Genomic DNA, 22,185 nt, shown 5'->3' with positions numbered 1-22,185 from the left:
AACTACTGAAAATTAGTCGTTTTACCAAATAAAAGGCAATTCAAATAAACGATTGACTGAATAAACCTATCTTTGCACAGATTTTTAGTACTTAAAACTAAAATTCTTAACACATAAGATATGTTATTCGAAGATTTATCACTTTCTAAAAGTATACAAAAAGCCGTTTTTGAAGAGGGCTACCTTAATCCTACACCAATTCAGGAACAATCTATTCCGATCGTTTTAGCGGGAAGAGACCTCATTGGCTGCGCGCAGACGGGTACGGGAAAAACTGCTGCATTTGCAATTCCAATTATACATCAATTACACCGAATTGTTGGTTCATCAAAAAAAGCCAAACAAATTCGTGCTCTTATAGTTACTCCAACCCGCGAATTAGCGGTACAAATTGGAGAAAGTTTTGACACTTATGCAAAATATACCAATTTAACACAATTGACTATTTTTGGAGGTGTTTCTCAAAATCCACAAGTAGATACTTTAAAAAAGGGTATTGATATTTTGGTGGCTACTCCGGGTAGATTATTAGATTTACAAAAACAAGGTTTTATTGATTTAGATCATTTACATACTTTGGTTCTGGATGAGGCTGATCAAATGCTGGATATGGGTTTTATAAACGATGTAAAAAAGATCGTAAAACTGACTCCTAAAAACAGACAAACTTTATTGTTTTCTGCAACAATGCCAATTGCTATTCGCGAATTGGCAGAAATGTTTCTTCAGGATCCTGCAAAAGTAGAAGTTTCGCCAGTTTCTTCTACTGCCGAAAATGTGGAGCAACGCATTTATTTTGTGGAGAAAACAGAGAAAAGAAATTTATTATACCATTTAATAAAAAACGAAAATTTATCTAATGTTTTGGTTTTTTCGAGAACGAAACACGGTGCTGATAATGTTGTAAAAGCACTTCGCAAAAAAGAGATTCCGGCAGAAGCTATTCATGGAGATAAATCTCAAAACGCGAGACAACGTGTTTTGGATGCTTTTAAAAACAAAGAAGTTGGTGTGCTTGTCGCTACAGATATTGCCGCAAGAGGAATTGATATTGATCAGCTGCCTTTTGTAATCAATTTTGATTTACCGAATATTCCTGAAACGTATGTTCACCGAATTGGAAGAACTGGTCGTGCAGGAAATGGCGGTATTGCAATTTCATTTTGCAGTAAAGACGAACATCCGTATTGGAAAGATATTCAGAAATTGATAAAAGTGGATGTACAAACGATTACAGATCATCCTTATCAATGGCATGCAGGAAGCCCGGAAGCGGCAGCTGCTGAAAAACCTAAAAACTCAAACCGAAGCGGAGGCGCTCATAAATCGAGAAAGTCTAATGCTTCTAAACAAAATAAAAAACGCTGGTATTAACCAGCGTTTTTTGCTTCTTTTATTAAGTAATTTATAATTTTAAACAGTTTAACAGGTTCAAACGGTTTAATAATAATATCATTAATTCCAGACGAAATCGCTTCTTCTGTTATTTCATCTTTATCAAAAGCAGTCAAAGCTACAATTGGCGTTTTTATCCCCTGTAAACGTATTCTTTTTGTGGTTTCAAATCCATTCATCAAAGGCATATTAATATCCATTAGAATAAGATCAAACTGCTCGTTTTCAAGTATTTTTAATGCACCAAAACCATCATCAACTACATTACACACATAATTGTGTTTTTCTATTATTTTTCTCGTAACAAGCTGATTGATAATATTATCTTCTACAATTAAGATTTTATAAACATCATCTGAACTTAAATCCACTTCGATTTCATCAATAATATGTTTTGTTTTTTGCGGATCGTGTTCAAAAGGAATTGTAAACGAAAATGATGTTCCTTCGCCAATATTGCTTTGTAAGCTAATGGTACTTCCAAAAAGAACTAATAATCTTTTTACAATACTAAGCCCTAAACCTGTTCCTTGATAATCTTCATCTTTACGTCCTACCTGAACAAATTTTTCAAAAATTTTACCCTGATCTACAATGGCAATTCCAACTCCATTATCTTTAATAAGAAAATCAAGGAAATGAAACTTCTCTTCTACTTTACTTAATTTTACAATAATTTCTACTTCTCCGTCTTTAGTAAACTTTAATGCATTGCTGACTAAATTCATCAGGATCTGAGCCAGTCGAAGTTTGTCTCCTATTAAATATTCGGGAATTTGATGGTCTATTTCAATTGTAATCTGATTATTGTTTTTCTGTGATAAGAATGAAAGTGAATTTTTGATCATTGTAATTTCATCAGAAATATTAAAAGTCAAATTTTCTAGTACTACTTTGTTTTCTTCAATTTTATTGATCTGGAGAATATCATTTACTAATGATAATAAATATCGGGCAGAAAATTTTAAAGAGCTTAAATGCTGGCTTCGCGATAATTCTTTATGTTCTTCCAAAAGCATATTGGTGATTCCCACAACTCCGTAAAGCGGTGTACGCAATTCGTGGCTTATAGTCGAAATAAATTGTGTTTTAAGAAGAGAAGCTTCTTCTGCAATTTCCTTTGCTTCTAAAAGCTCTACGTTGAGTTTCTTTTTGTATCTGATATTTTTAATTAAAGTAATCAGTAAGAAAAGAAGAATAAATGAAATCAATACAAACAGGACTACAATAATTCTGGACTTTTTAAGGCTTTGATATTGTGAAGATTTTTCACTTTCAATTTTATCAATCTGTCTTTTATATTCGTCCAATTCTAGGTTAAACCCGGCAATAGAAGCTTTTTTAAGTTTTTCCTGATTGTAGAGTTCTTCGGTAATCTGATTGTACAAAATAAGATTGTCGTAAGCTTCTTTGTATCTTTTGGTTTTGGTTAAGAATTTAGAATATTCTAAATGTGCGTATGCCAAATCGGATCTTTCGTCACTGTCTTTTCCGGCTGCTATTGCGTTTTTAAAATATGTATTTGCAGCAGCATTATCATTTTTGAAATTAGAGTACATCCCATTCAGCATGTTTACTACAATTTCTGTAGATTCGTCTCCGTATTTTTTGATGTTATTGCCAACAAATTTTAAATAAGGATATCCTTCGTCAAACTTACCAATATCAAAATAGGCCCACGCTATATTTACGTTTGTAAAATATACCTGGCTTATGTCATTAATTTTTAAGCTGTAGGCAATAGATTTTTTGTAATAATTAATACCTTTATCAAACTGTTGTTTTTCAAAACAATATAAGTTTCCAAGATTATTATGCAGACTGTATTTTATAGAATCGTTGTTGGTTTTATTAGCATAAAACAACGCTTTATTGTAAAAGAAAATTGCTTTATCAAATTCTGATAATTCGCTGTAATTTCCTGCAATAATTTTATATGATTTTGCAATTAAATAATCATTTTTTGAACTGGTTGCATAGTTTAGTGCAACGCGGGAATTGATTAATGATTTTTCGAAATTAGCATCCTTATAATCCTCCCAAGCCTGCTGTACCAGCTTCCTGATCCTACTTTCGGGTATAGGTTCAGACTGTCCAATTGCTGAGTAGGTACAACAATTCAGGCATAATAATAGTAGTAAAAAAATCCGTATCAGGGGCATCAATAGGCTAATTTCATCAAATATACACTTAAAAATAAAAAAAAGCTGTATTTGCAATAAAAATACAGCTTTTCTTTTATCTTACTTTTCTTAAATATTCGAATGTTAACTAGAAAATAGTCCCATTTTTAGCTCTCAGAAACTTCTTTTTCTTCTTTATCATTTTCCCACTGTCCTACTACCGAAGTTGCCAAAGCATTTCCTAAAACATTGGTTGCGCTTCTAAACATATCGCAAAAGTGATCAATTGGCAAAATAAGGGCAATTCCCTCAACCGGAATTTTAAACATGCCGCAAGTTGCCGCAACAACAACTAAACTTGCTCTTGGTACGCCGGCAATACCTTTACTGGTTAACATTAAAACCAAAAGCATTACCATTTGAGTTCCTAAATCTAAATGTACGCCATAGAACTGCGCAATAAAAATACTGGCAAAAGTCATGTACATCATACTTCCGTCAAGATTAAAGGAATAACCCAACGGCAACATAAAAGATACTATTTTGTCTTTTACACCAAAGTCTTCTAATTCTTCTGTTAGTTTAGGAAAAACAGCCTCAGAACTTGTAGTTCCAAAAGCGATTGCCAATGGCCCAATAATTCTTTTTAGCAATTGAGTCATTCTTCCTTTTAAGAAAATATACCCTACTGCGATCAAGACAACCCATAAAGTACTGATTCCGATAAGGAATGAACCAAAAAACTTGAAGTATGTAATTATTAATTCTTCTGCATCTCTAATGGCAAAAACACCTGCAATGGCTCCAAAAACACCAATTGGCGCGAAGTTCATTACATAGTTTACCATTTTTAAAACAATATGCGATACTTTGTCTAAAGCATTTACAACAGGTTTTACAGTAGTTCCTAATGATGCAGCAGCCAATCCAAAAAATATAGAGAAAATTACAATCTGCAGAATCTCATTGGTAGCCATCGCTTCAAAAATACTTTTAGGAACAATATGTTCTATAAAATTTTCAAAGGATAAAGTAGTAGTTTTTGCAGTTACTTCAGACGCAGCCGACATATCAACATGATCCAATTTCAATCCTACTCCCGGCTCTAAAATATTTACATAAAATAATCCTATTAATAAGGAAATAAAAGAAGCGGTAAAAAACCATCCAAGTGCTTTTCCTCCAATTCTTCCAACAGTTTTTAAATCTCCTAATTTAGCAATTCCAACTACTAAAGTCGTAAATACTAACGGCGAAATAATCATCTGCACCAATCGGATGAAGACAGTAGCAAGCATTTTTATTTTTGTACTAAATGACTGTGCTGCCTCTGGCGAAATTGTATTGTGCAAAATAATTCCTAATGTTGCACCCAGAATCATGGCAAGTATAATCTGCCCTGTTAATCCTGAAAGAAATGATTTTTTTTTAGTTTCTGTTTCTGTAATTTGCATTAATTGTTTGTTTTTAATTAAAATATTAAGACCCTCACTGCCTTAACTTTTATTAATATGTTTTGTTGATTAAATAAAAATCTGCCAAAACAATCGCCGCCATTGCTTCTACAATTGGCACTGCGCGAGGTACTACACATGGATCATGACGGCCTTTACCAGTCATTGGTGTAATATTTCCTTTATTATCTAAGGAGTCCTGAGTCTGCATGATAGTAGCAACAGGTTTAAAAGCTACTCTAAAATAAATATCCATTCCGTTACTAATCCCACCTTGAATTCCTCCAGAAAGATTCGTTTTTGTCGTTCCGTCAGGATTGTATAAATCGTTGTGCTGGCTTCCTTTCATTTCAGAACCAGAAAAACCGCTTCCGTATTCAAAACCTTTTACTGCGTTTATAGAAAGCATTGCTTTTCCTAATTCTGCATGTAGTTTATCAAAAACCGGTTCTCCTAAACCAACAGGAACATTCTGAATTACACAAGAAACAATACCACCAACGGTATCGCCCTGCTTGCGGATATCACGAATATATTCTTCCATTATTGCTGCCGATTTTTCGTCTGGACAACGTACTGGATTGCTTTCTATTTTAGAAAAATCTAAGTCCTGATAAGGCGTATCTAAATGAATTGGACCAACTGAAGACACATAAGCGTTAATCTTAATTTCTGGCAGCATTTGTTTTGCAATTGCGCCTGCTACTACTCTGCTTGCTGTTTCTCTTGCAGAACTTCTTCCGCCGCCGCGATAGTCGCGAAAACCATATTTTTGGTCGTAAACGTAATCGGCGTGGCTTGGTCTGTAATTGTCTTTGATATGCGAATAATCATCAGACTTTTGGTTGGTATTCGGGATAATAAAACCAATTGGTGTTCCTGTAGTTTTACCTTCAAAAATTCCTGATAAAAACTGAACTGCGTCTGGTTCTTTTCTTTGTGTTACAATTGCTGACTGCCCTGGTTTTCTGCGGGACATTTCAACTTCTATTGCTTCAAAATCTAGTTCTATTCCTGACGGACAACCATCAATGATACCGCCTAATGCTTCACCATGAGATTCTCCAAATGTTGTTACTTTATAGAGTGTGCCGTAGCTATTTCCTGCCATTGTAATTTGTTTTGAGCAAATGTAAGTTTTATGAATTAAATTAAAAAATTTAAAATTACTATTATTAAGTAAACGTTAACTTGTTTAAAAATTACAATTTATTAAAATTATACACCGTTTGATAACCTTTTCGTAAAATAAATCTGATTTGAGTTTAGTTAATTTGTAAAACTTCAAATCAATAAAAATTGAAAAAGAGAAATGTCGAATTGGTCATTATTTCAGATGTCCATTTGGGAACTTACGGCAGCCACGCCAAAGAATTAAACAATTATTTAGCAAGTATAAAACCTAAAACTTTGGTGTTAAACGGTGATATTATTGATGCCTGGCAGTTTAGAAAATCGTACTTCCCAAAATCTCATTTAAGAGTTATTCAGCGTATAATAGGTATGGCCTCAAAAGGCACAAAAGTGTATTATATCACTGGGAATCATGACGAAATTCTCCGAAAATTCAGCGATATGAATATGGGGAATTTTGCTTTGGTCGATAAATTGGTTTTAGAATTAGACGACAAAAAAGCCTGGATTTTTCATGGTGATGTTTTTGATGCTTCTGTACAGCATTCTAAATGGATTGCAAAATTGGGCGGATTGGGTTATGATTATCTTATTCTAATTAACCGATTTGCCAATTGGTGTTTGTCTAAATTGGGCCGAGAACCGTATTCTTTTTCTAAAAAAATAAAAGCGAGCGTAAAAAAAGCGGTTAAATTTATTTCTGATTTTGAAACTACTGCTACAGATCTTGCTATCGAAAAAAACTACGATTATGTAATCTGCGGTCATATTCATGAACCTAAGATTGCTACTATAGAAAACAAACACGGCTCTACTTTATACCTTAATTCTGGTGATTGGATTGAAAATTTGACGGCATTAGAATATCACAAGAAACGTTGGAAATTATATTCGTACAAGCAAAGCAATTTTACTGACGAGGAGAATCTTTTTGAAATGGAGGATAAATTTTTAAGCAATCAATTGATTACTTCTATTTTAAAACAATAAATCTAAAAATTATAGATTAAACACTACTTATTATCGCGAAGCCTCATAAATAGGGATCAAATGTGAATTATATAATTTTATGAAATAATTATATACATTCTGAGTTTTATACTAATAGTACATTTGAAAAACAAATTAATACCTATTTATGAAAAAAATAATTTTATCAGCCATTATGCTGCTAGGTTTAGCATTTACGGCTCAATCTCAGGACATTGCTAAAAACGCGCTTGGATTACGATTAGGAGACAATAATGGTTTTGGCGGAGAGATTTCGTATCAAAGAGGATTATCTCAAAAAAACAGACTTGAATTTGATTTAGGCTGGAGAAATAGCAGAGATGTTGACGCTGTAAAAGGTGTTGCACTTTATCAATGGGTTTGGAACATTGACAAAGGTTTTAACTGGTACGCTGGTGTTGGTGGTGGTTTAGCTGCTTGGGATTACGATTATTACAATAATAATACTAGATTTAATGATAGCGGAACTTATGTTTTTGCTGCTGGAGATATTGGTATTGAATATGGTTTCGACAATGTGCCTATTTTATTATCATTGGATGCGAGACCAGAAATTGGTTCTGGATATTATGATAACGATAACTTTGGATTTGACGTAGGTTTAGGAGTTAAATTTAAATTCTAAAAACCGACCTATATATACGCAGAAAATCCTGTCACTCTTTTAGAATGACAGGATTTTTTTTGATGTAAACTTTTAAATTTATGCCACGAATTACACAAATTTCCACGAATTTATATCTTGAATATAGTGAGAAAAATTTGTGCAAATTTGTGTAATTCGTGGCAAAAAAAATCTTTGCGTAAATCTTAGCGTTCTATGCAGCTAAACTACATTAACAAACCACAATTTAATTGATAATAATCGGTTTCTTAGAATGTATTTTTACTACCGTGTAAGGATATGTAATTACCTGCATATTCATTCCGCCAGGTGCTGGACTATTTTCTTTTACCGTAATGATAATGTTCTTATCGGTTTCTTCTACTTTTTCTACCGCTATCGAGTAACCCCCAGTGTTTTTCTCTCCCATGTTTAAAATAACATAGTTCGAACTGTTTGTATCTCCCTCTTTTACTTTACCTGCTAAAAGCGGATCATTTTCTAACATTTTCACTTCATTTGGTTCAGTCAAAATTTCAAAAAACTTAATATTTCCACCGCCATCAGATTGTGTGGTTAAAACTTCGTACAATGCGCTTGAACCCGTTGTCTTTTTTGCTCCACAAGAAATTAAAACAAAAACTACCAAAACCGAAATTACTTTTTTCATTTACGTATATTTTAAAAATTAATGTTCTACTTCTTTATAATCATCAATCGCTCTTTGATACAGCGCTTCGTATTTAGGCAGTATATTTTTGATATCAAACTTTTTAGCCACTTCCAAAGCGTTTGCTTTAAATTCATTTAAAGTTTCATCATCTTTCAGGATTTTTAAAGCATTTGCTGCCATTTCTTCCACGTTTCCAACATTGCTTAGGTAACCAGAAACACCATCAAAATTTACCTCTGGCAAACCTCCCGAATTACTCGAAATTACCGGAACTCCGCAAGACATTGCTTCTAAAGCTGCTAAACCAAAACTTTCGGTTTCAGAAGGAAGTAAAAACAAATCTGTCATGCATAAAATCTTATCGATTTCATTACTGTTTCCAAAGAAAATTACTTTGTCCAGAATACCCAATTCCTGACATAAAATTTCGGCTTTTTCTTTTTCTGGCCCGTCTCCAACCATCATCAATTTAGCCGGAATTTCTTTCTGGATATTGTAGAAAATCTTAATAATATCCGGAATACGTTTTACCTTTCTAAAGTTACTAATGTGTGTAATGATTCGCTCGTCTTTCTTTGCCATAACATAACGATGACAAGGTGCCTGAGGATCTTTTACCATTTTATCCAATTCAATAAAATTCGGGATTACTCTAATCTTATTTTTGATTTTGAATAATTTCAATGTATCATCTTTCAAACTCTGAGAAACCGAAGTTACGTAATCAGACTTATTGATACTAAACGTTACTGCCGGTTTGTAAAAAGGGTGATTTCCTACCAGCGTAATATCTGTTCCGTGAAGCGTCGTAATCATTGGCAGATTAATTCCTTCGTTTTTCAGCATTTGTTTAGCCATATAACCCGCATATGCATGTGGAATGGCGTAATGTACGTGCAGCACTTCAATCTTATATAATTTCACCATGTCAACCAATTTGCTCGACAACGCCAATTCATAAGGCTGATAATGAAAAAGAGGATATTCAGGAACGTTTACTTCGTGATAATGCACATTTGCATTTAAAAGTGCCAATCTTACTGGCTGGCTGTATGTAATAAAGTGGATTTCGTGTCCGCGTCTGGCTAATTCAAGACCTAACTCAGTGGCTACTACCCCACTACCGCCAAAAGTCGGATAACAAACTATTGCTATTTTCATGTATTAAATTTAATACTACGAAAGTACTCAAAAATAGCGTTTAATTAGACCATTTCTAATCGTAAATTATGAATAATTAATTGTTAATTACGATAAGACAATGGATAACACATCGTTAAACCTGACAGTTTTAGAAAAATTTATAGCATTATAATTTCTATCAAAAGAACTGCGCAACAACAATCAAAACCAATTGAAAAGCCAATAATAACCAGAAAAGAAAAAAAGAAGGCTGGATAGTTTCAGAAATAAATTTGTTTAATTTGAAGGAAATAATTTCTGATAATTTTAAATCTTTATTACTAAAATCAATATCATCAAGTTTAATTTTACTGAAGAAATACCCAATTGCTTTTTTCTTGATTCTCGAACTTTCATGATCTCTTTTATTGGCTTCTAAAAGCTGTAATCTTAAGATGGATTCGTTTGATATTGAATTTGCTACTTTATTAGAGTCTGTTATTTTATCAACAAGAAGGATCACTTTTGCATCCAGATAACTTCCCATTTTATTGGTCCATAATTGATGGATCATAGATTGAATTGCTACTTTATTTGCAATCATAAAATAACCAATAGCAAAAACCGGAGCACCAACAAGCAAAAGAAATCCGCAGATATTATGGAAGAAGAGATTTCTAAAAAAAGCATAAACATTTCCGTGTCCGCCGCCAGCATAACTAATATTTTCAAACAAAATTGTAAAGAAACAAATTAGGGTAACAAGGTTTCCAAGTAAAACTATTGTGATCCACTTAAGAGATGATTTTGCTGTAATGTTGGCCATTAACTTAACTTCTTCTTTCATAAACGATTTTAATTTATTAGACTTTTTTTATTGAATCGGCTCTTTTTAATTATAAACAATAATAGTTCTTTAACATGTAAAAACCTATTTCAATTCCATAAAAAAAAGGCACAAAAATAAATTTTATGCCTTTTTAATATTCTTAAATCTTTTTTTTAGAAAAAACGACTGTGCCAGCTGTCTGCTGCGGGAACTTCCCAAGATTCGTTATATTCTTCAATATTATTTACAAGGTTATTAAAAACAATCGTATTCTCTGATACTGATTTATCTTTTACCATTTTCTTAAAATCGATTAAAGGTTTGTGCGCGATATGTTCGCCAAGTTTAAAAGTAACGTTCATTTTATCTAACAAATCAACGCTGTATTTTTTCTCTAAACCCTGAATAAATTCAACAGAACTGTCAATAGAACATCCTGTTGCTGCCTGCACTTCCTGATCTACTGCCAGAATTATAAATCTGTTGTATTTCAATTGGTACGAAGCTGCTAAACTTGTTCCGTGAGCTGCCCATTCTTCAACAAAAGCTTTTAAGTCAGACTCTATTTCAGAAAATTCTTCCTCAGAAAATTTTCTGTTCGATTGATAAATCCATATTCTGGATTCACCAGGTAAATCTTCAAAAGGTATATACATTTTTAATTTTAGATTTTAGATTGTTGATTTTAGATTTTTTGAAAGTTTCAAGTTTTAGGTTTCAGGTTTCAAAACCTTTGAACCTATGTCCCTCAGAACCTTAGAACCTTTTTTTTACAAATCCTGTGCGTTTGCAATTAGCTCTGCAATATCCAGCACTTTTACTTGTCCTTCTTTTTCCTGATGTTTAATACCGTCTGTTAACATTGTATTACAGAAAGGACAACCTGCAGCGATAATATCTGGTTTCGTTTCTAAAGCGTCTTCAGTTCGTAATACATTCACCTCTTTATTTCCAGGTTCAGCATCTTTAAACATTTGCGCACCGCCTGCTCCACAACATAAACCGTTTGCTTTAGAACGTTTCATTTCAACCAATTCAACGTCTAATTTTTCAATTAATTCTCTTGGTGCTTCGTAAACTTTATTCGCTCTTCCTAAGTAACAAGGATCGTGAAAAGTAATACGTTTTCCTTTAAACTGGCCGCCTTCTACAGTTAGTCTTCCGTCATCAATTAATGATTTTAAAAACTGGGTATGATGAATTACTTCATATTGACCTCCTAATTCCGGATATTCGTTTTTTAAAGTATTAAAACAATGCGGACAAGCTGTTACAATTTTCTTTGCTTCATAAGCATTCAAAACCTCGATATTCATCATGGCCTGCATTTGAAACAAAAACTCATTTCCAGCTCTTTTTGCAGGATCCCCTGTACAGCTTTCTTCTGCACCTAATACCGCAAAAGAAACATTAGTACGGTTTAGAATACGTACAAATGCTTTTGTAATTTTCTTTGCTCTATCATCAAAACTTCCCGCGCAACCTACCCAAAATAATACTTCTGGCTGTGTTCCTTGGGCTAGCATTTCTGCCATTGTTGGCACTACTAAACTTTCTGACATTTCTCTCTCTTTTGTTTAAAGTTTAAAGTTTCAAATTTTATTCTGAAATCTAAATTCTTATTTTATTGCTGAAGAATTAAAATTAATTCTCGTTTTTCCAGTTTAAACGGTCTTGCTGACTGTACTGCCAAGGTGCTCCGTTGTTTTCAATATTTGTCATCATAGCGTTTAATGACATTGGAGCTGCACTTTGTTCCATTACTAAATATCTACGCATATCCATAATAATAGATAACGGGCTGATATTTACCGGACATTCTTCTACGCAGGCATTGCATGAAGTACATGCCCATAATTCTTCTGGCGTGATATAATCGTTTAATAAGGTTTTGTTGTCTGGAACAAAAATACCTTTATTGGCATCAATATTTTTCCCTACTTCCTGCAGACGATCTCTTGTATCCATCATAATTTTACGAGGAGACAATTTTTTCCCAGTTTGATTTGCCGGACAAGACGATGTACAACGGCCACATTCTGTACAAGTGTAAGCGTTTAATAACTGTACCCAATTTAAATCCTGAACATCACTTGCTCCAAATTTGCTCGGAGCAGCATTTTCGTCTACTGGCGCTGCAGCAAACGGATCAGCATTTGGGTCCATCATTAACTTAACTTCTTTGGTAACTGACTCTAAGTTATCAAACTGACCTTCTGGTTTTAAGTTTGCAAAATAGGTATTTGGAAAAGCTAAAAGAATATGCAGGTGTTTTGAAAAATACAAATAGTTCATAAAAATCAAAATACCTGTAATATGCAGCCACCAAAATACTTCGTATAACAATCCCACTAATTCGTTTGAAGTTCCATTAAAAATTGGCGCTATAAACTGACTTATTGGGTAAGTTCCTGCTTTATGAAAATGCGAAAAACCTCCGGGAACATTTTGTAAATGCAAATCAGAAGCATTCATCAATAAAAACAAAATCATTAAAATGGTTTCGAAGTACAAAATGTAGTTCGCATCGCTTTTAGGAAAACCTTTTAAATCAGAATGAATAAAACGTTTCAATCTTATTATATTTCTTCTAATCCAGAAAGTGACAACACCAACAATAACTAGTATTGCTAGTATTTCAAATGAAGCTATAAGAACATCATAAACTACACCTAAATAAGGCGCAAAAATTCTATGAGTTCCAAATAACCCGTCAATAATGATTTCGAGTAATTCGATATTAATAACAATAAAACCAACATATACAAAAATATGAAGTATTCCGGCAACAGGGCGTCTCACCATTTTTGACTGCCCAAGAGCGATCAATGCCATGTTTGTCCAACGAGCTTTAGGATTATCTTTTCGATCTACATCTACTCCTAAATTTATATTTCGGATGATCTTTTTTACGCTCATTGTAAAAAAACCGAAACCTGCTATAAGAAGTATGGCGAATAAAATATTATCTAAATAACTCATTCTAATTATTTTTTATCAGTTGAATTTGTATTTTCTGCTGGCGCTACATACGGTTTGTTTTTCTTCCCAAAAAGAGAAACATTTACGTAACGTGTTGGATATAAACGTACATCTTGCAGCAATAACTCTAATTCTTTTGAAGTTTTAGCTAGATTATTATACAACGCATCGTCGTTTAATAATTTACCAGCTGTTCCTTTTCCAGAGTTTAGATTACTCATTAATCCGTCAACTTTAGCCAAAGTCTGGTTTAGGTTACGAACTGTTTTTCCTAAATCTGCTTTGTTTAAAGAATCCGAAATCTTATTGAAATTATTAGACATTTTATTGAAGTTGCTTACAACTCCGTTAATTTGGCCTTTATTAGTATCAAGAATAGTATTAAGGGTTCCAGAAGCTTTATGAAACTGCTCCATAGTCTGGCTCAATTCAGCTATTGTTTTCTTAAGATTTTCCTGAGTTCTTGTATCTAAAGTATTATTTAAACCTGTAACCAATACATCGATATTCAAAAGCATTTTATCAAGCTTTTGCTGAATTGGCTCTATTTTACCGCCTAAAGATTCCGTTAAACCTAACTCTACCGCAGGAGTTAAAGCCTGACCGTCTTCTGCTAATTCCTTGTCTGCCAAGTTAGGTACAATTTTGATTTGTTTCCCTCCAATTAAACTTGGAGAATACAAAGCTGCTTTACTGGTTTTAGATATAGGAAAATCTGTTTTTAACTGAAGTTCAACTAATAATTTACCTGTTACTTCGTTAATTGTAATTTTATTTACTTTACCAATTGCAAGTCCGTTTAAAGTAACGGGTGCCGAAGCTGACAAATCTTCAACATTATCATATTCAACAAATAATGTTTTGTAATTTGTAAAAAGGTCTCTGCCTTTTAAAAAACTATAGCCCCAAATAAATAATAATATTGACGCGATGACTAAAATAGCCGTTTTAATTTCTCTTGTTATTTTCAAAATTCTAAGTGTTTGTACAAAATTAATATAAATATTCGAACTAGCGCCTTTTATTTAGTTGCGTCTTGAATACTGATTTTTTCTCCGTCTTTAGTTGCTGTTAAAAAAGCTGCTCCATAGCCTTTATTCTTAGCTTCTTGCAAATATTTTTTTGCCGCTTCGTAGTCAGAAGTTTCTTCGTAAAAATACTTATATATATTGTTTTCAAATAACATAGATACATTTTTAAGCCCTTTGAAGTTTTTTGGCTCTAATGTTGTTTTTTTGATACTTGCTATAAGCTGTACTTTATAGAAAGTCCCTTTTGGAGCATTTTTAGCTGCCGCAGCTGCTTCTACAACTTTAGCTTTCTTTGGTGTTGAAGTGTCTCTTACCGGTTTTGCTTCTATTGCTTCAGAATTTCCAGAACCAAAATATTCTCTTTTATAACTTAAAATAGCTTCGGCAATAGCTTTAGCAATATCGTCCTGCCCTTCTTCAGAATTTAAAATATTTCCTTCTGTCGGGTTCGAAACAAAACCTGTTTCTATCAATACTCTTGGCATGTAAGCTTTATGCAATACCATAAATGGTGCTTGTTTTACACCGCCTTGTCTGATTTTTTTTCCAAGTCTTTCAAAGTTATCCTCTACTTTACTAGCCAAAGAAATACTATTATCTAAATATTCTTCCTGCATCAAAGTCATTCCGATCATAGATTCTGGCGAATTTGGATCGAAACCTTCGTATTTACGTTTGTAATCTTTCTCTAAAGTAATTACCGAGTTCTCTTTTTTCGCTGCTTCAAGGTTAGAAGCAACTTTACTTAAACCCATTACATACGTTTCGGTTCCGTCTGCTGCTGTATTTTTGTTGGCATTACAGTGTATAGAAACAAAAATATTAGAATTTGCTCTGTTGGCAATGTTGGCTCTTTCTACTAAATCTATAAAAACATCTGTTTTACGAGTATAAATAACATCTACATTAGGATTAAGTTCTAATATTTTCCCCACTTTTAAAACAATAGCTAAAGCAATATTTTTTTCAATCCGTCCGCTGTAAACAGCGCCAAAGTCATGATCTCCATGCCCGGCGTCAAGAGTTACTTTAAAAACATTTGATTGACTGTACGCACAAAAAGACAGTATTGTTAGAAAAAAAGTAACGATTACCTTAATTTTGTTCGATGTATTCATAAATATAAAAGTTAATTTTAATAAAATGCAGCTGCTATAATTTTCACAATTGATTATTTTTGACAAAAAATTATATGTAAGTTTGACATGTCAAAAAACAAGCCATACTTTTACAAAAATAGCATTTAAACCTTTGCATACAAACTTATTTAATATCGTTTTAATATCATTTTTCCTCACAATAGGATGTGGTAAAGCATATTCGCAAGAGATAAAAAACAATAAAAAGACGTTACCCGCTGGAAAACAAACAGATAAACCTGTTATTACAGAAAAACCAACGATTGTTGTAACGGATACAATAAAATTGGATACTGTAAGACCTAAAAAGACTTTTCTGGATGGAAAAGTAAAATATAAGGCAAAGGATTATGCAAAGATTGATCAGAAAAGAAAGCTGATTACTTTGTATAATGAGGCTGAATTATATTATAAGGATGTTGAATTGAAATCTGGAATCATTGTTTTAAACTATGAAAAAGATGAAGTTTATGCCGGAAGAATAAAAGATTCGGCCGGAGTGCTTACTCAATATCCTAATTTTAAACAAGGTGGCAGTGAAGTACAACCTGACTCTATCCGTTTTAACTTTAAAACTAAAAAAGCTTTAATTTATAATTCGAGGACGGAACAAGGCGAGTTTAAAATCAAGGCGGCGGTTACTAAAAAAGAAAATGACTCTGTTTACTTTTTAAAAGGTGCCCGCTTTACTACTGCAGCAGATATTGATAATCCAGAATATTATTTCCAAACCAATAAAGTAAAATTTATTCCCGGCAAAAAAGTAATTGTAGGTTTAACAAATATGGTTATTGCCGATGTTCCTACTCCTTTGGCGTTGCCTTTTGCTTATTTCCCAATGAGTCAGGAAAAAAGTGTTTCGGGGATCATTATTCCGAGTTATAACGACTCTAACACACGAGGTTTCTCTTTGCAGAATGGAGGTTATTATTTTGCTTTGAGCGATAATTATGACTTAACTGTTCTCGGTGATTACTACACCAATGGTAGTTATGCCATGCGATTTGAGTCGGCTTATGCAACAAGATATAAATATCGTGGAAATTTAAATATTCGTTTTGAGAATCAAATTGCCAGCGAAAGAGGTTATCCGGATTATTCTAAAACAAACATTTACAACATTCAATGGTCGCATAGTAAGGATACAAAATCGAATCCAAATTCGACTTTCTCTGCTTCGGTAAACATGGGTAGTAGTAAATACTTTAAGCAATCGATCAATCAGGCCAATATTGGGTCAAACCTGAACAATACATTAAGTTCATCGATTTCCTACAACAAAACTTTTAATACTATCCCACAGGCTCGTATCTCTTTGACTGCCACGCATCAGCAGAATACACAGACGGAGGACATTATTATGACGCTGCCTTCTCTTCAAGGTAGTATCGATCGTATTTATCCGTTTGTTGGCAAAGACGGCGTTAAAAAAGGAATCCTTAAAAACATCAATTTACAATATAACGTAAGCGGTAAAAACGAATTTACAACTAAGGATTCGCTTTTCTTTAAACCTCAAATGTTTAGAGATGCAAAAGTGGGTATGCAGCATACTATTCCTATTAGTACCAACTTTAAAATATTTAAATATTTTAGTGCTACTGCTTCTACAAATTATCAGGAAACCTGGGTTACCAAAACTATAGATAAAAATTACAGCACTACAGAAGGTAAAGTTGTTGATACACCAGTAAATGGTTTTGACTCTTTTAGAACTTATAATTTCTCTACCAACTTAGGAACTACAATTTACGGTACTTTTAATTTTGGTGACGATAAAAGAATTCAGTCTATCCGCCACGTAATGCGCCCTAGTATTACGTATTCTTATACGCCTAGTTTTGAAAGATATTATGATACGTATACCGTAGATGCTTCTGGTAAGATTTCTACTTCTGAATACTCGCGTTTTGAAAACGGTGTTTTTAGCGCTCCTGGTAAAGACAATTCTAATATTGTCGGCTTTTCTTTAAGTAATACTTTTGAAGCGAAAGTAAGAGATCGTGACAGCACGAAAACAGAACCTAAGAAGATTATGCTGTTAAACAATTTAAACTTCAATACAAGTTATAATTTTAATGCTGACGGAAAAACAAGTTTAGCATGGCAGCCAATTTTAGTAAGTGGTGGAACACAGCTTTTTGACAGTAAAATGAATGTCAATTTTGGAGCTGTATTAAACCCTTATGCTATTGATAATGGCGGTAATGTGATTAATACTTATAATATTGATAATGGTGGTAGTTTGTTTAGAATGACGAGCGCCAACTTAACACTAAATTACTCTTTTACCAACAAAAATGGAGGTAAAGAAAAAAATACCCAGAGTCAGCGGAATGGTGGTCGTAATGATGATTTATTCGGAACTAATACAGACTTAAATGACAGCCGAAACAGTCAATTTAAGGATGAACCTGAAGACAAAGAAGATGCTATTGCTGAGTTTTTTAATTCTAAAATACCCTGGGATATGACTTTAGCTTATTCCTTAACTTATTCTAATGTAAAACGCGAAAACCAAATATCGGGTAATTCTATCATGGTTTCTATCAACATGGATATTACACCTAAATGGAAAGGCGGGGTTTCTACAGGTTATGATTTTGTACAAAAAGGGATTACTTTTACGCAATTCCGTTTTGAAAGGGATTTGTTAAGCTGGAGAATGGCTTTTAACTACACGCCTCTTGGAATAAATTCTAACTGGAATTTCTTTATTGGTATTAAATCTGGTGTTCTTAGTGACATTAAATGGAATAAACGTAGTACTTCAAATCGATAATTCATCGAATAAAAATAATTTATTATGAAAAAAATCATCTTTACCGAAAAGGCTCCGGCGCCAATTGGTCCTTACAATCAAGCTGTATTATCAGGAAATACTCTTTATGCTTCTGGTCAGATTGCTATTAATCCAGCTTCTGGAGATCTTGTTACAGACAATATCAATGATGAAACTACTCAGGTAATGCAAAACATTGCAGCTATTCTAGATGCTGCTGATATGACTTTTGAAAATGTTGTGAAGGCAACCATTTTTATTATGGATATGAATAATTTTGGTGCTATAAATACGGTTTACGGATCTTATTTTAACGAAAAAACCGCTCCAGCTCGTGAAACGGTTCAAGTGGCATGTCTGCCAAAAAATGTAAATGTTGAGATTTCTATAATTGCAGTGCAATAGCATCTAATAATAATTGTGCCGTTGCTTCGTTGGTTGCCAGCGGCACATTATGTACATCGCATACGCGAATTAACATGTTTATATCAGCTTCGTGAGGATGACTTGATAATGGGTCTTTAAAAAAGAAAACCATTTGTGTAATTCCTTCGGCTACTCTTCCTGCAATCTGCGCATCACCACCCAGAGGTCCAGAAAGCATTCTTTGGGTTTTAAATCCAGCTGCTTCGGCTTTTCCTCCTGTAGTTCCTGTACCAATAAGTTTTATTTTTTCATGATGTAAAATGGCTTCATTTTTAATTAAAAAATCAATTAAATCTGCTTTTTTACCATCATGTGCGATAATCGCTATTTCCATAAAACCAGAACTATTGGTTAGCAACATGATATGCAATTAATCCATCAATAGGTCTTCTTAAAACGTTTCCTAATTGAAGTTCGTATTTATCAAATGTTTCTTGTAATTCTTCTTTTAGATAAAAAGCAATAGAACCTACAAAATGTACAGGAACTTCTTTGCAGTTATCAAATTGTTTGATATAGTTTTTTACGAAAGATTTCATCCCTTTGAAGATGATTTTTCTACAAAACTCTGTGTCTTTATGTTTGATCAAGAACTTAGCAAAAGTCGCTAAATAAGCGTTTGGATTTGGTTCTTTGTATAATTTATTTTTAATGAAGTCTGGCTCTAAATTATATTCTTTTTCAAATTCTACAGCTAGTTCTTTTGGCATTTTATTGAAGTAATACTTTCTTATTAATTCTTTTCCAAAAACATTTCCGCTGCAGTCATCCATAGCAATATATCCTAAAGACTGTACTTTTTGATGCAATACTTTTCCATCAAAATAGCTGCAGTTAGAACCTGTACCTAAGATGCTTACAATAGCTTCTTCTCCTTTTGGAGTCGTAGCATAAACAGCAGCATAAGTATCTTCGTGAACTTCTACAATTGCATTTGTAAAATATTCTCTAAATATTTGTGACAATGATGTCTGCATTCTTTCTGTACCGCAACCTGCTCCGTAGAAGAACAAATGTGTAGCATTTTTTTTATTTTGTAAAATATCAAAACGGTCGTTTAGTCTTTCAACAATTTCTGGTCCGTCAAGAATTTCAGGATTTAATCCTAAAGTTTGTGTCGTGAATAATACTTTTCCATTATCATCAATTGCAATCCAATCGGCTTTAGTAGATCCACTATCAACTATTAATTTCATTTTGTTTAGTTTTTGGAATTAGTTTTTCTTCAAATAAGTGTGTTTTTTACATTAATTAAAGACGCAACAAAATAAGAAAATCCCGTTACTTTGAGATAACGGGATTTTGCAAAAATATATATTATTATTTTAAACCTGCAATATGTACAGATAAATCAATCAATTTACTAGAGTATCCGTACTCATTATCGTACCAAGATACTAATTTGAAGAAAGTTGAGTTCAATCCAATTCCAGCAGTAGCATCGATGATAGATGTTCTTTTGTCTGAAATAAAATCTTGAGAAACAACTGCATCTTCAGTATATCCTAAGATACCTTTTAATGAAGTCTCAGAAGCATTTTTCAAAACAGCCATAATTTCTTCGTAAGAAGTTTCTTTAGCTACTTTTACCGTTAAATCTACTGTAGAAACGTCAGCAGTAGGAACACGGAAAGCCATACCAGTTAATTTTCCGTTCAATTCTGGAATTACTTTTCCAACCGCTTTAGCAGCACCTGTTGAAGAAGGAATGATATTGATTGCAGCAGCACGTCCACCTCTCCAGTCTTTTCTAGAAGGACCATCAGATGTCATTTGAGTTGAAGTAGTTGCGTGAACTGTTGTCATTAAAGCTTCAACAATTCCGAAGTTATCATTTATAACTTTAGCTAAAGGAGCTAAACAGTTTGTAGTACAAGAAGCGTTAGAAACAATTAAGTCTGAAGCTTTTGCAGTTTCGTGGTTTACTCCCATTACAAACATTGGAGCATCTGCAGATGGAGCAGAAATGATTACTTTTTTAGCACCACCTTTAATGTGCTCATTTGCAGTTTCGATAGTTGTGAAGATACCAGTACATTCTGCAACAACATCAACATCAACTTCATTCCATTTTAAGTCAGCAGGATTTCTTTCTGCAGTAATACGGATATTTCTTCCGTTTACGTAAAGTTTTCCTTCTTTTACTTCTACAGTTCCGTCGAAACGACCGTGAACTGAATCATATTTTAATAAATAAGCTAAGTGATCTACATCTAATAAGTCGTTGATTGCAACAACTTCTACATTATCTCTATTGAAAGACTCTCTAAAAACGATTCTTCCGATACGTCCAAATCCGTTTATTCCTAATTTTACTTTTGACATTTTACTTGATTTTTGCTTTTGTTTTTATTAACTATTTTAAGTTTAATTTCCTCACACTAAACTTCATTTCTATTTAAACTTTATTTTTTATGTTGTCATGATATCAGACACTCTCAACAATTCTCTATCAATCTCAGATTTTCCTTTGATAGCTTGTTCAAGCGGTGTCAAAACCACTTTATCTGATTGTAAACCAACCATATAATTTGATTTTCCTTCTATTAATGATTCTACAGCTTTTACACCTAAACGGCTTGCTAAAACACGGTCAAAACAAGATGGAGAACCACCACGCTGCATGTGTCCTAATACAGAAACCCTTACGTCGTACTCTGGCAAATTAGTTTCTACGTAATCTTTTAATTCGAATACGTTTTTACCGATTTTATCGCCTTCAGCAATAACTACTATACTTGATGATTTTCCTGAAGCTTTACTTTTTTGAAGAGAGTCTAATAATCTGTCCAGACCTAAATCTTCTTCAGGAATAAGAATTTCTTCTGCTCCTGCTCCAATACCAGCATTAAGAGCAATGTGTCCTGCATCTCTACCCATAACCTCTACAAAAAACAGACGGTTGTGAGAACTTGCAGTATCTCTAATTTTATCGATACAGTCTACAACAGTATTTAGTGCAGTATCATACCCTAAAGTAAAACTTGTACCAAAAATATCATTATCAATTGTACCCGGAATTCCCATTACAGGAAAACCATATTCTGAATTAAAAATCAATCCTCCGGTAAAACTTCCGTCTCCGCCAATTACAACAAGTGCATCAATCCCTGCTTTCAGAAGATTTTCATGCGCTTTTTTTCTACCTTCGGGGGTTCTAAACTCAAGAGAACGAGCCGATTTTAAGATCGTACCTCCTTTGTTTACAATATTGTTTACACTTCGAGGTCCCATTTCTTTAAAGTCCCCTTCGATCATTCCTTGATACCCTCTATAAATTCCTATGCATTCTATATTATGATAAGCGCAGGTTCGAACAACTGATCGTATTGCGGCATTCATTCCTGGTGAGTCTCCTCCTGAAGTTAGAACACCAACTTTTTTTATTGTTTTTGGCATTATTTAAGTATTAAAGTGTAAAATTAGCAAACATTCATCACTTTTCGAGTGAGGATTATCATAAATTAATAAATTCTGTTA

At 33.3% G+C, this 22,185-nt stretch carries 20 protein-coding genes; 5 read left to right on the top strand and 15 right to left on the bottom strand.

All coding sequences use genetic code 11. The features are described 5' to 3' along the window. Window positions 1–120 precede the first annotated feature (120 nt). On the top strand, window positions 121–1,374 hold the full coding sequence (locus tag EV144_RS14185; RefSeq protein ID WP_134149785.1) for a DEAD/DEAH box helicase: 1,254 nt from the start codon (window positions 121–123) through the stop codon (window positions 1,372–1,374). Here EV144_RS14185 and EV144_RS14180 read toward each other — a convergent pair. The 3 genes from EV144_RS14180 to aroC all read right to left on the bottom strand — a co-directional run bounded on the left by EV144_RS14180 (window position 1,371) and on the right by aroC (window position 6,083). Beyond that, a complete protein-coding gene (locus EV144_RS14180; RefSeq protein WP_134149783.1) occupies window positions 1,371–3,557 on the bottom strand; it encodes a response regulator in 2,187 nt (728 codons plus the stop codon). The two genes, EV144_RS14185 and EV144_RS14180, sit on opposite strands and share 4 nt — an antisense overlap. A 128-nt stretch (window positions 3,558–3,685) precedes the next feature. Further along, the gene (locus tag EV144_RS14175; RefSeq protein WP_134149782.1) at window positions 3,686–4,972 is read right to left on the bottom strand and encodes a dicarboxylate/amino acid:cation symporter; all 1,287 of its coding nucleotides are present in this window, start codon (window positions 4,970–4,972) and stop codon (window positions 3,686–3,688) included. Between the two features lie 52 nt (window positions 4,973–5,024). Further along, complete coding sequence (gene aroC, locus EV144_RS14170; RefSeq protein WP_134149780.1) at window positions 5,025–6,083, bottom strand: chorismate synthase; 1,059 nt, start codon at window positions 6,081–6,083, stop codon at window positions 5,025–5,027. Window positions 6,084–6,271: 188 nt separating this feature from the next. On the opposite strand from aroC, the gene EV144_RS14165 reads away from it, so the two are divergent. Then, window positions 6,272–7,096: a UDP-2,3-diacylglucosamine diphosphatase gene (locus EV144_RS14165; protein ID WP_134149779.1), complete on the top strand. Its 825-nt coding sequence runs from the start codon at window positions 6,272–6,274 to the stop codon at window positions 7,094–7,096. A 148-nt stretch (window positions 7,097–7,244) separates the two neighbouring features. Continuing rightward, window positions 7,245–7,742 (top strand): hypothetical protein, encoded by a 498-nt coding sequence (locus tag EV144_RS14160; RefSeq protein WP_134149777.1) that lies wholly within the window; start codon window positions 7,245–7,247, stop codon window positions 7,740–7,742. Window positions 7,743–7,968: 226 nt separating this feature from the next. On the opposite strand, the gene EV144_RS14155 is transcribed toward EV144_RS14160, so the two are convergent. The 8 genes from EV144_RS14155 to EV144_RS14120 all read right to left on the bottom strand — a co-directional run bounded on the left by EV144_RS14155 (window position 7,969) and on the right by EV144_RS14120 (window position 15,476). Then, window positions 7,969–8,391, bottom strand: coding sequence for a protease complex subunit PrcB family protein (locus tag EV144_RS14155; protein WP_134149775.1), 423 nt, complete (start codon window positions 8,389–8,391; stop codon window positions 7,969–7,971). Window positions 8,392–8,409: 18 nt separating this feature from the next. After that, window positions 8,410–9,555, bottom strand: coding sequence for an N-acetyl-alpha-D-glucosaminyl L-malate synthase BshA (gene bshA / locus EV144_RS14150; RefSeq protein ID WP_134149773.1), 1,146 nt, complete (start codon window positions 9,553–9,555; stop codon window positions 8,410–8,412). Window positions 9,556–9,715: 160 nt separating this feature from the next. Further along, entirely contained in the window at window positions 9,716–10,363 is a 648-nt protein-coding gene (locus EV144_RS14145; RefSeq protein ID WP_134149771.1) for a hypothetical protein, read from the bottom strand. A 155-nt stretch (window positions 10,364–10,518) separates the two neighbouring features. Then, on the bottom strand, window positions 10,519–11,001 hold the full coding sequence (locus tag EV144_RS14140; protein WP_134149769.1) for an ABC transporter ATPase: 483 nt from the start codon (window positions 10,999–11,001) through the stop codon (window positions 10,519–10,521). 114 nt (window positions 11,002–11,115) lie between these two features. Continuing rightward, entirely contained in the window at window positions 11,116–11,907 is a 792-nt protein-coding gene (locus tag EV144_RS14135; RefSeq protein WP_134149767.1) for a (Fe-S)-binding protein, read from the bottom strand. Window positions 11,908–11,989: 82 nt separating this feature from the next. Then, on the bottom strand, window positions 11,990–13,327 hold the full coding sequence (locus EV144_RS14130; RefSeq protein ID WP_134149765.1) for a (Fe-S)-binding protein: 1,338 nt from the start codon (window positions 13,325–13,327) through the stop codon (window positions 11,990–11,992). Window positions 13,328–13,332: 5 nt separating this feature from the next. Continuing rightward, entirely contained in the window at window positions 13,333–14,298 is a 966-nt protein-coding gene (locus EV144_RS14125; RefSeq protein ID WP_134149764.1) for an MlaD family protein, read from the bottom strand. A 50-nt stretch (window positions 14,299–14,348) separates the two neighbouring features. After that, complete coding sequence (locus EV144_RS14120) at window positions 14,349–15,476, bottom strand: N-acetylmuramoyl-L-alanine amidase (RefSeq protein ID WP_134149762.1); 1,128 nt, start codon at window positions 15,474–15,476, stop codon at window positions 14,349–14,351. Between the two features lie 82 nt (window positions 15,477–15,558). On the opposite strand from EV144_RS14120, the gene EV144_RS14115 reads away from it, so the two are divergent. Continuing rightward, window positions 15,559–18,279 carry a putative LPS assembly protein LptD gene (locus tag EV144_RS14115; RefSeq protein ID WP_166670576.1) on the top strand — a complete coding sequence of 907 codons (2,721 nt, stop codon included), beginning with the start codon at window positions 15,559–15,561 and terminating at the stop codon, window positions 18,277–18,279. A 24-nt stretch (window positions 18,280–18,303) separates the two neighbouring features. Continuing rightward, entirely contained in the window at window positions 18,304–18,684 is a 381-nt protein-coding gene (locus EV144_RS14110) for a Rid family detoxifying hydrolase (RefSeq protein ID WP_134149759.1), read from the top strand. Here the strand turns inward: EV144_RS14110 and EV144_RS14105 are convergent. The 4 genes from EV144_RS14105 to pfkA all read right to left on the bottom strand — a co-directional run bounded on the left by EV144_RS14105 (window position 18,665) and on the right by pfkA (window position 22,104). Continuing rightward, the gene (locus tag EV144_RS14105; protein WP_134149964.1) at window positions 18,665–19,039 is read right to left on the bottom strand and encodes a methylglyoxal synthase; all 375 of its coding nucleotides are present in this window, start codon (window positions 19,037–19,039) and stop codon (window positions 18,665–18,667) included. The two genes, EV144_RS14110 and EV144_RS14105, sit on opposite strands and share 20 nt — an antisense overlap. A gap of 10 nt (window positions 19,040–19,049) precedes the next feature. After that, entirely contained in the window at window positions 19,050–19,901 is an 852-nt protein-coding gene (locus EV144_RS14100) for an N-acetylglucosamine kinase (RefSeq protein ID WP_134149757.1), read from the bottom strand. A gap of 124 nt (window positions 19,902–20,025) precedes the next feature. Then, window positions 20,026–21,030, bottom strand: coding sequence for a type I glyceraldehyde-3-phosphate dehydrogenase (gene gap, locus EV144_RS14095; RefSeq protein WP_134149755.1), 1,005 nt, complete (start codon window positions 21,028–21,030; stop codon window positions 20,026–20,028). Window positions 21,031–21,117: 87 nt separating this feature from the next. After that, window positions 21,118–22,104 (bottom strand): 6-phosphofructokinase, encoded by a 987-nt coding sequence (pfkA, locus tag EV144_RS14090; protein ID WP_134149753.1) that lies wholly within the window; start codon window positions 22,102–22,104, stop codon window positions 21,118–21,120. Between the last annotated feature and the right edge of the window lie 81 nt (window positions 22,105–22,185).

The organism is Flavobacterium sp. 270 (assembly GCF_004368785.1).
GTDB lineage: Bacteria > Bacteroidota > Bacteroidia > Flavobacteriales > Flavobacteriaceae > Flavobacterium.
This window is presented reverse-complemented; position numbering and strand designations above follow the sequence as displayed.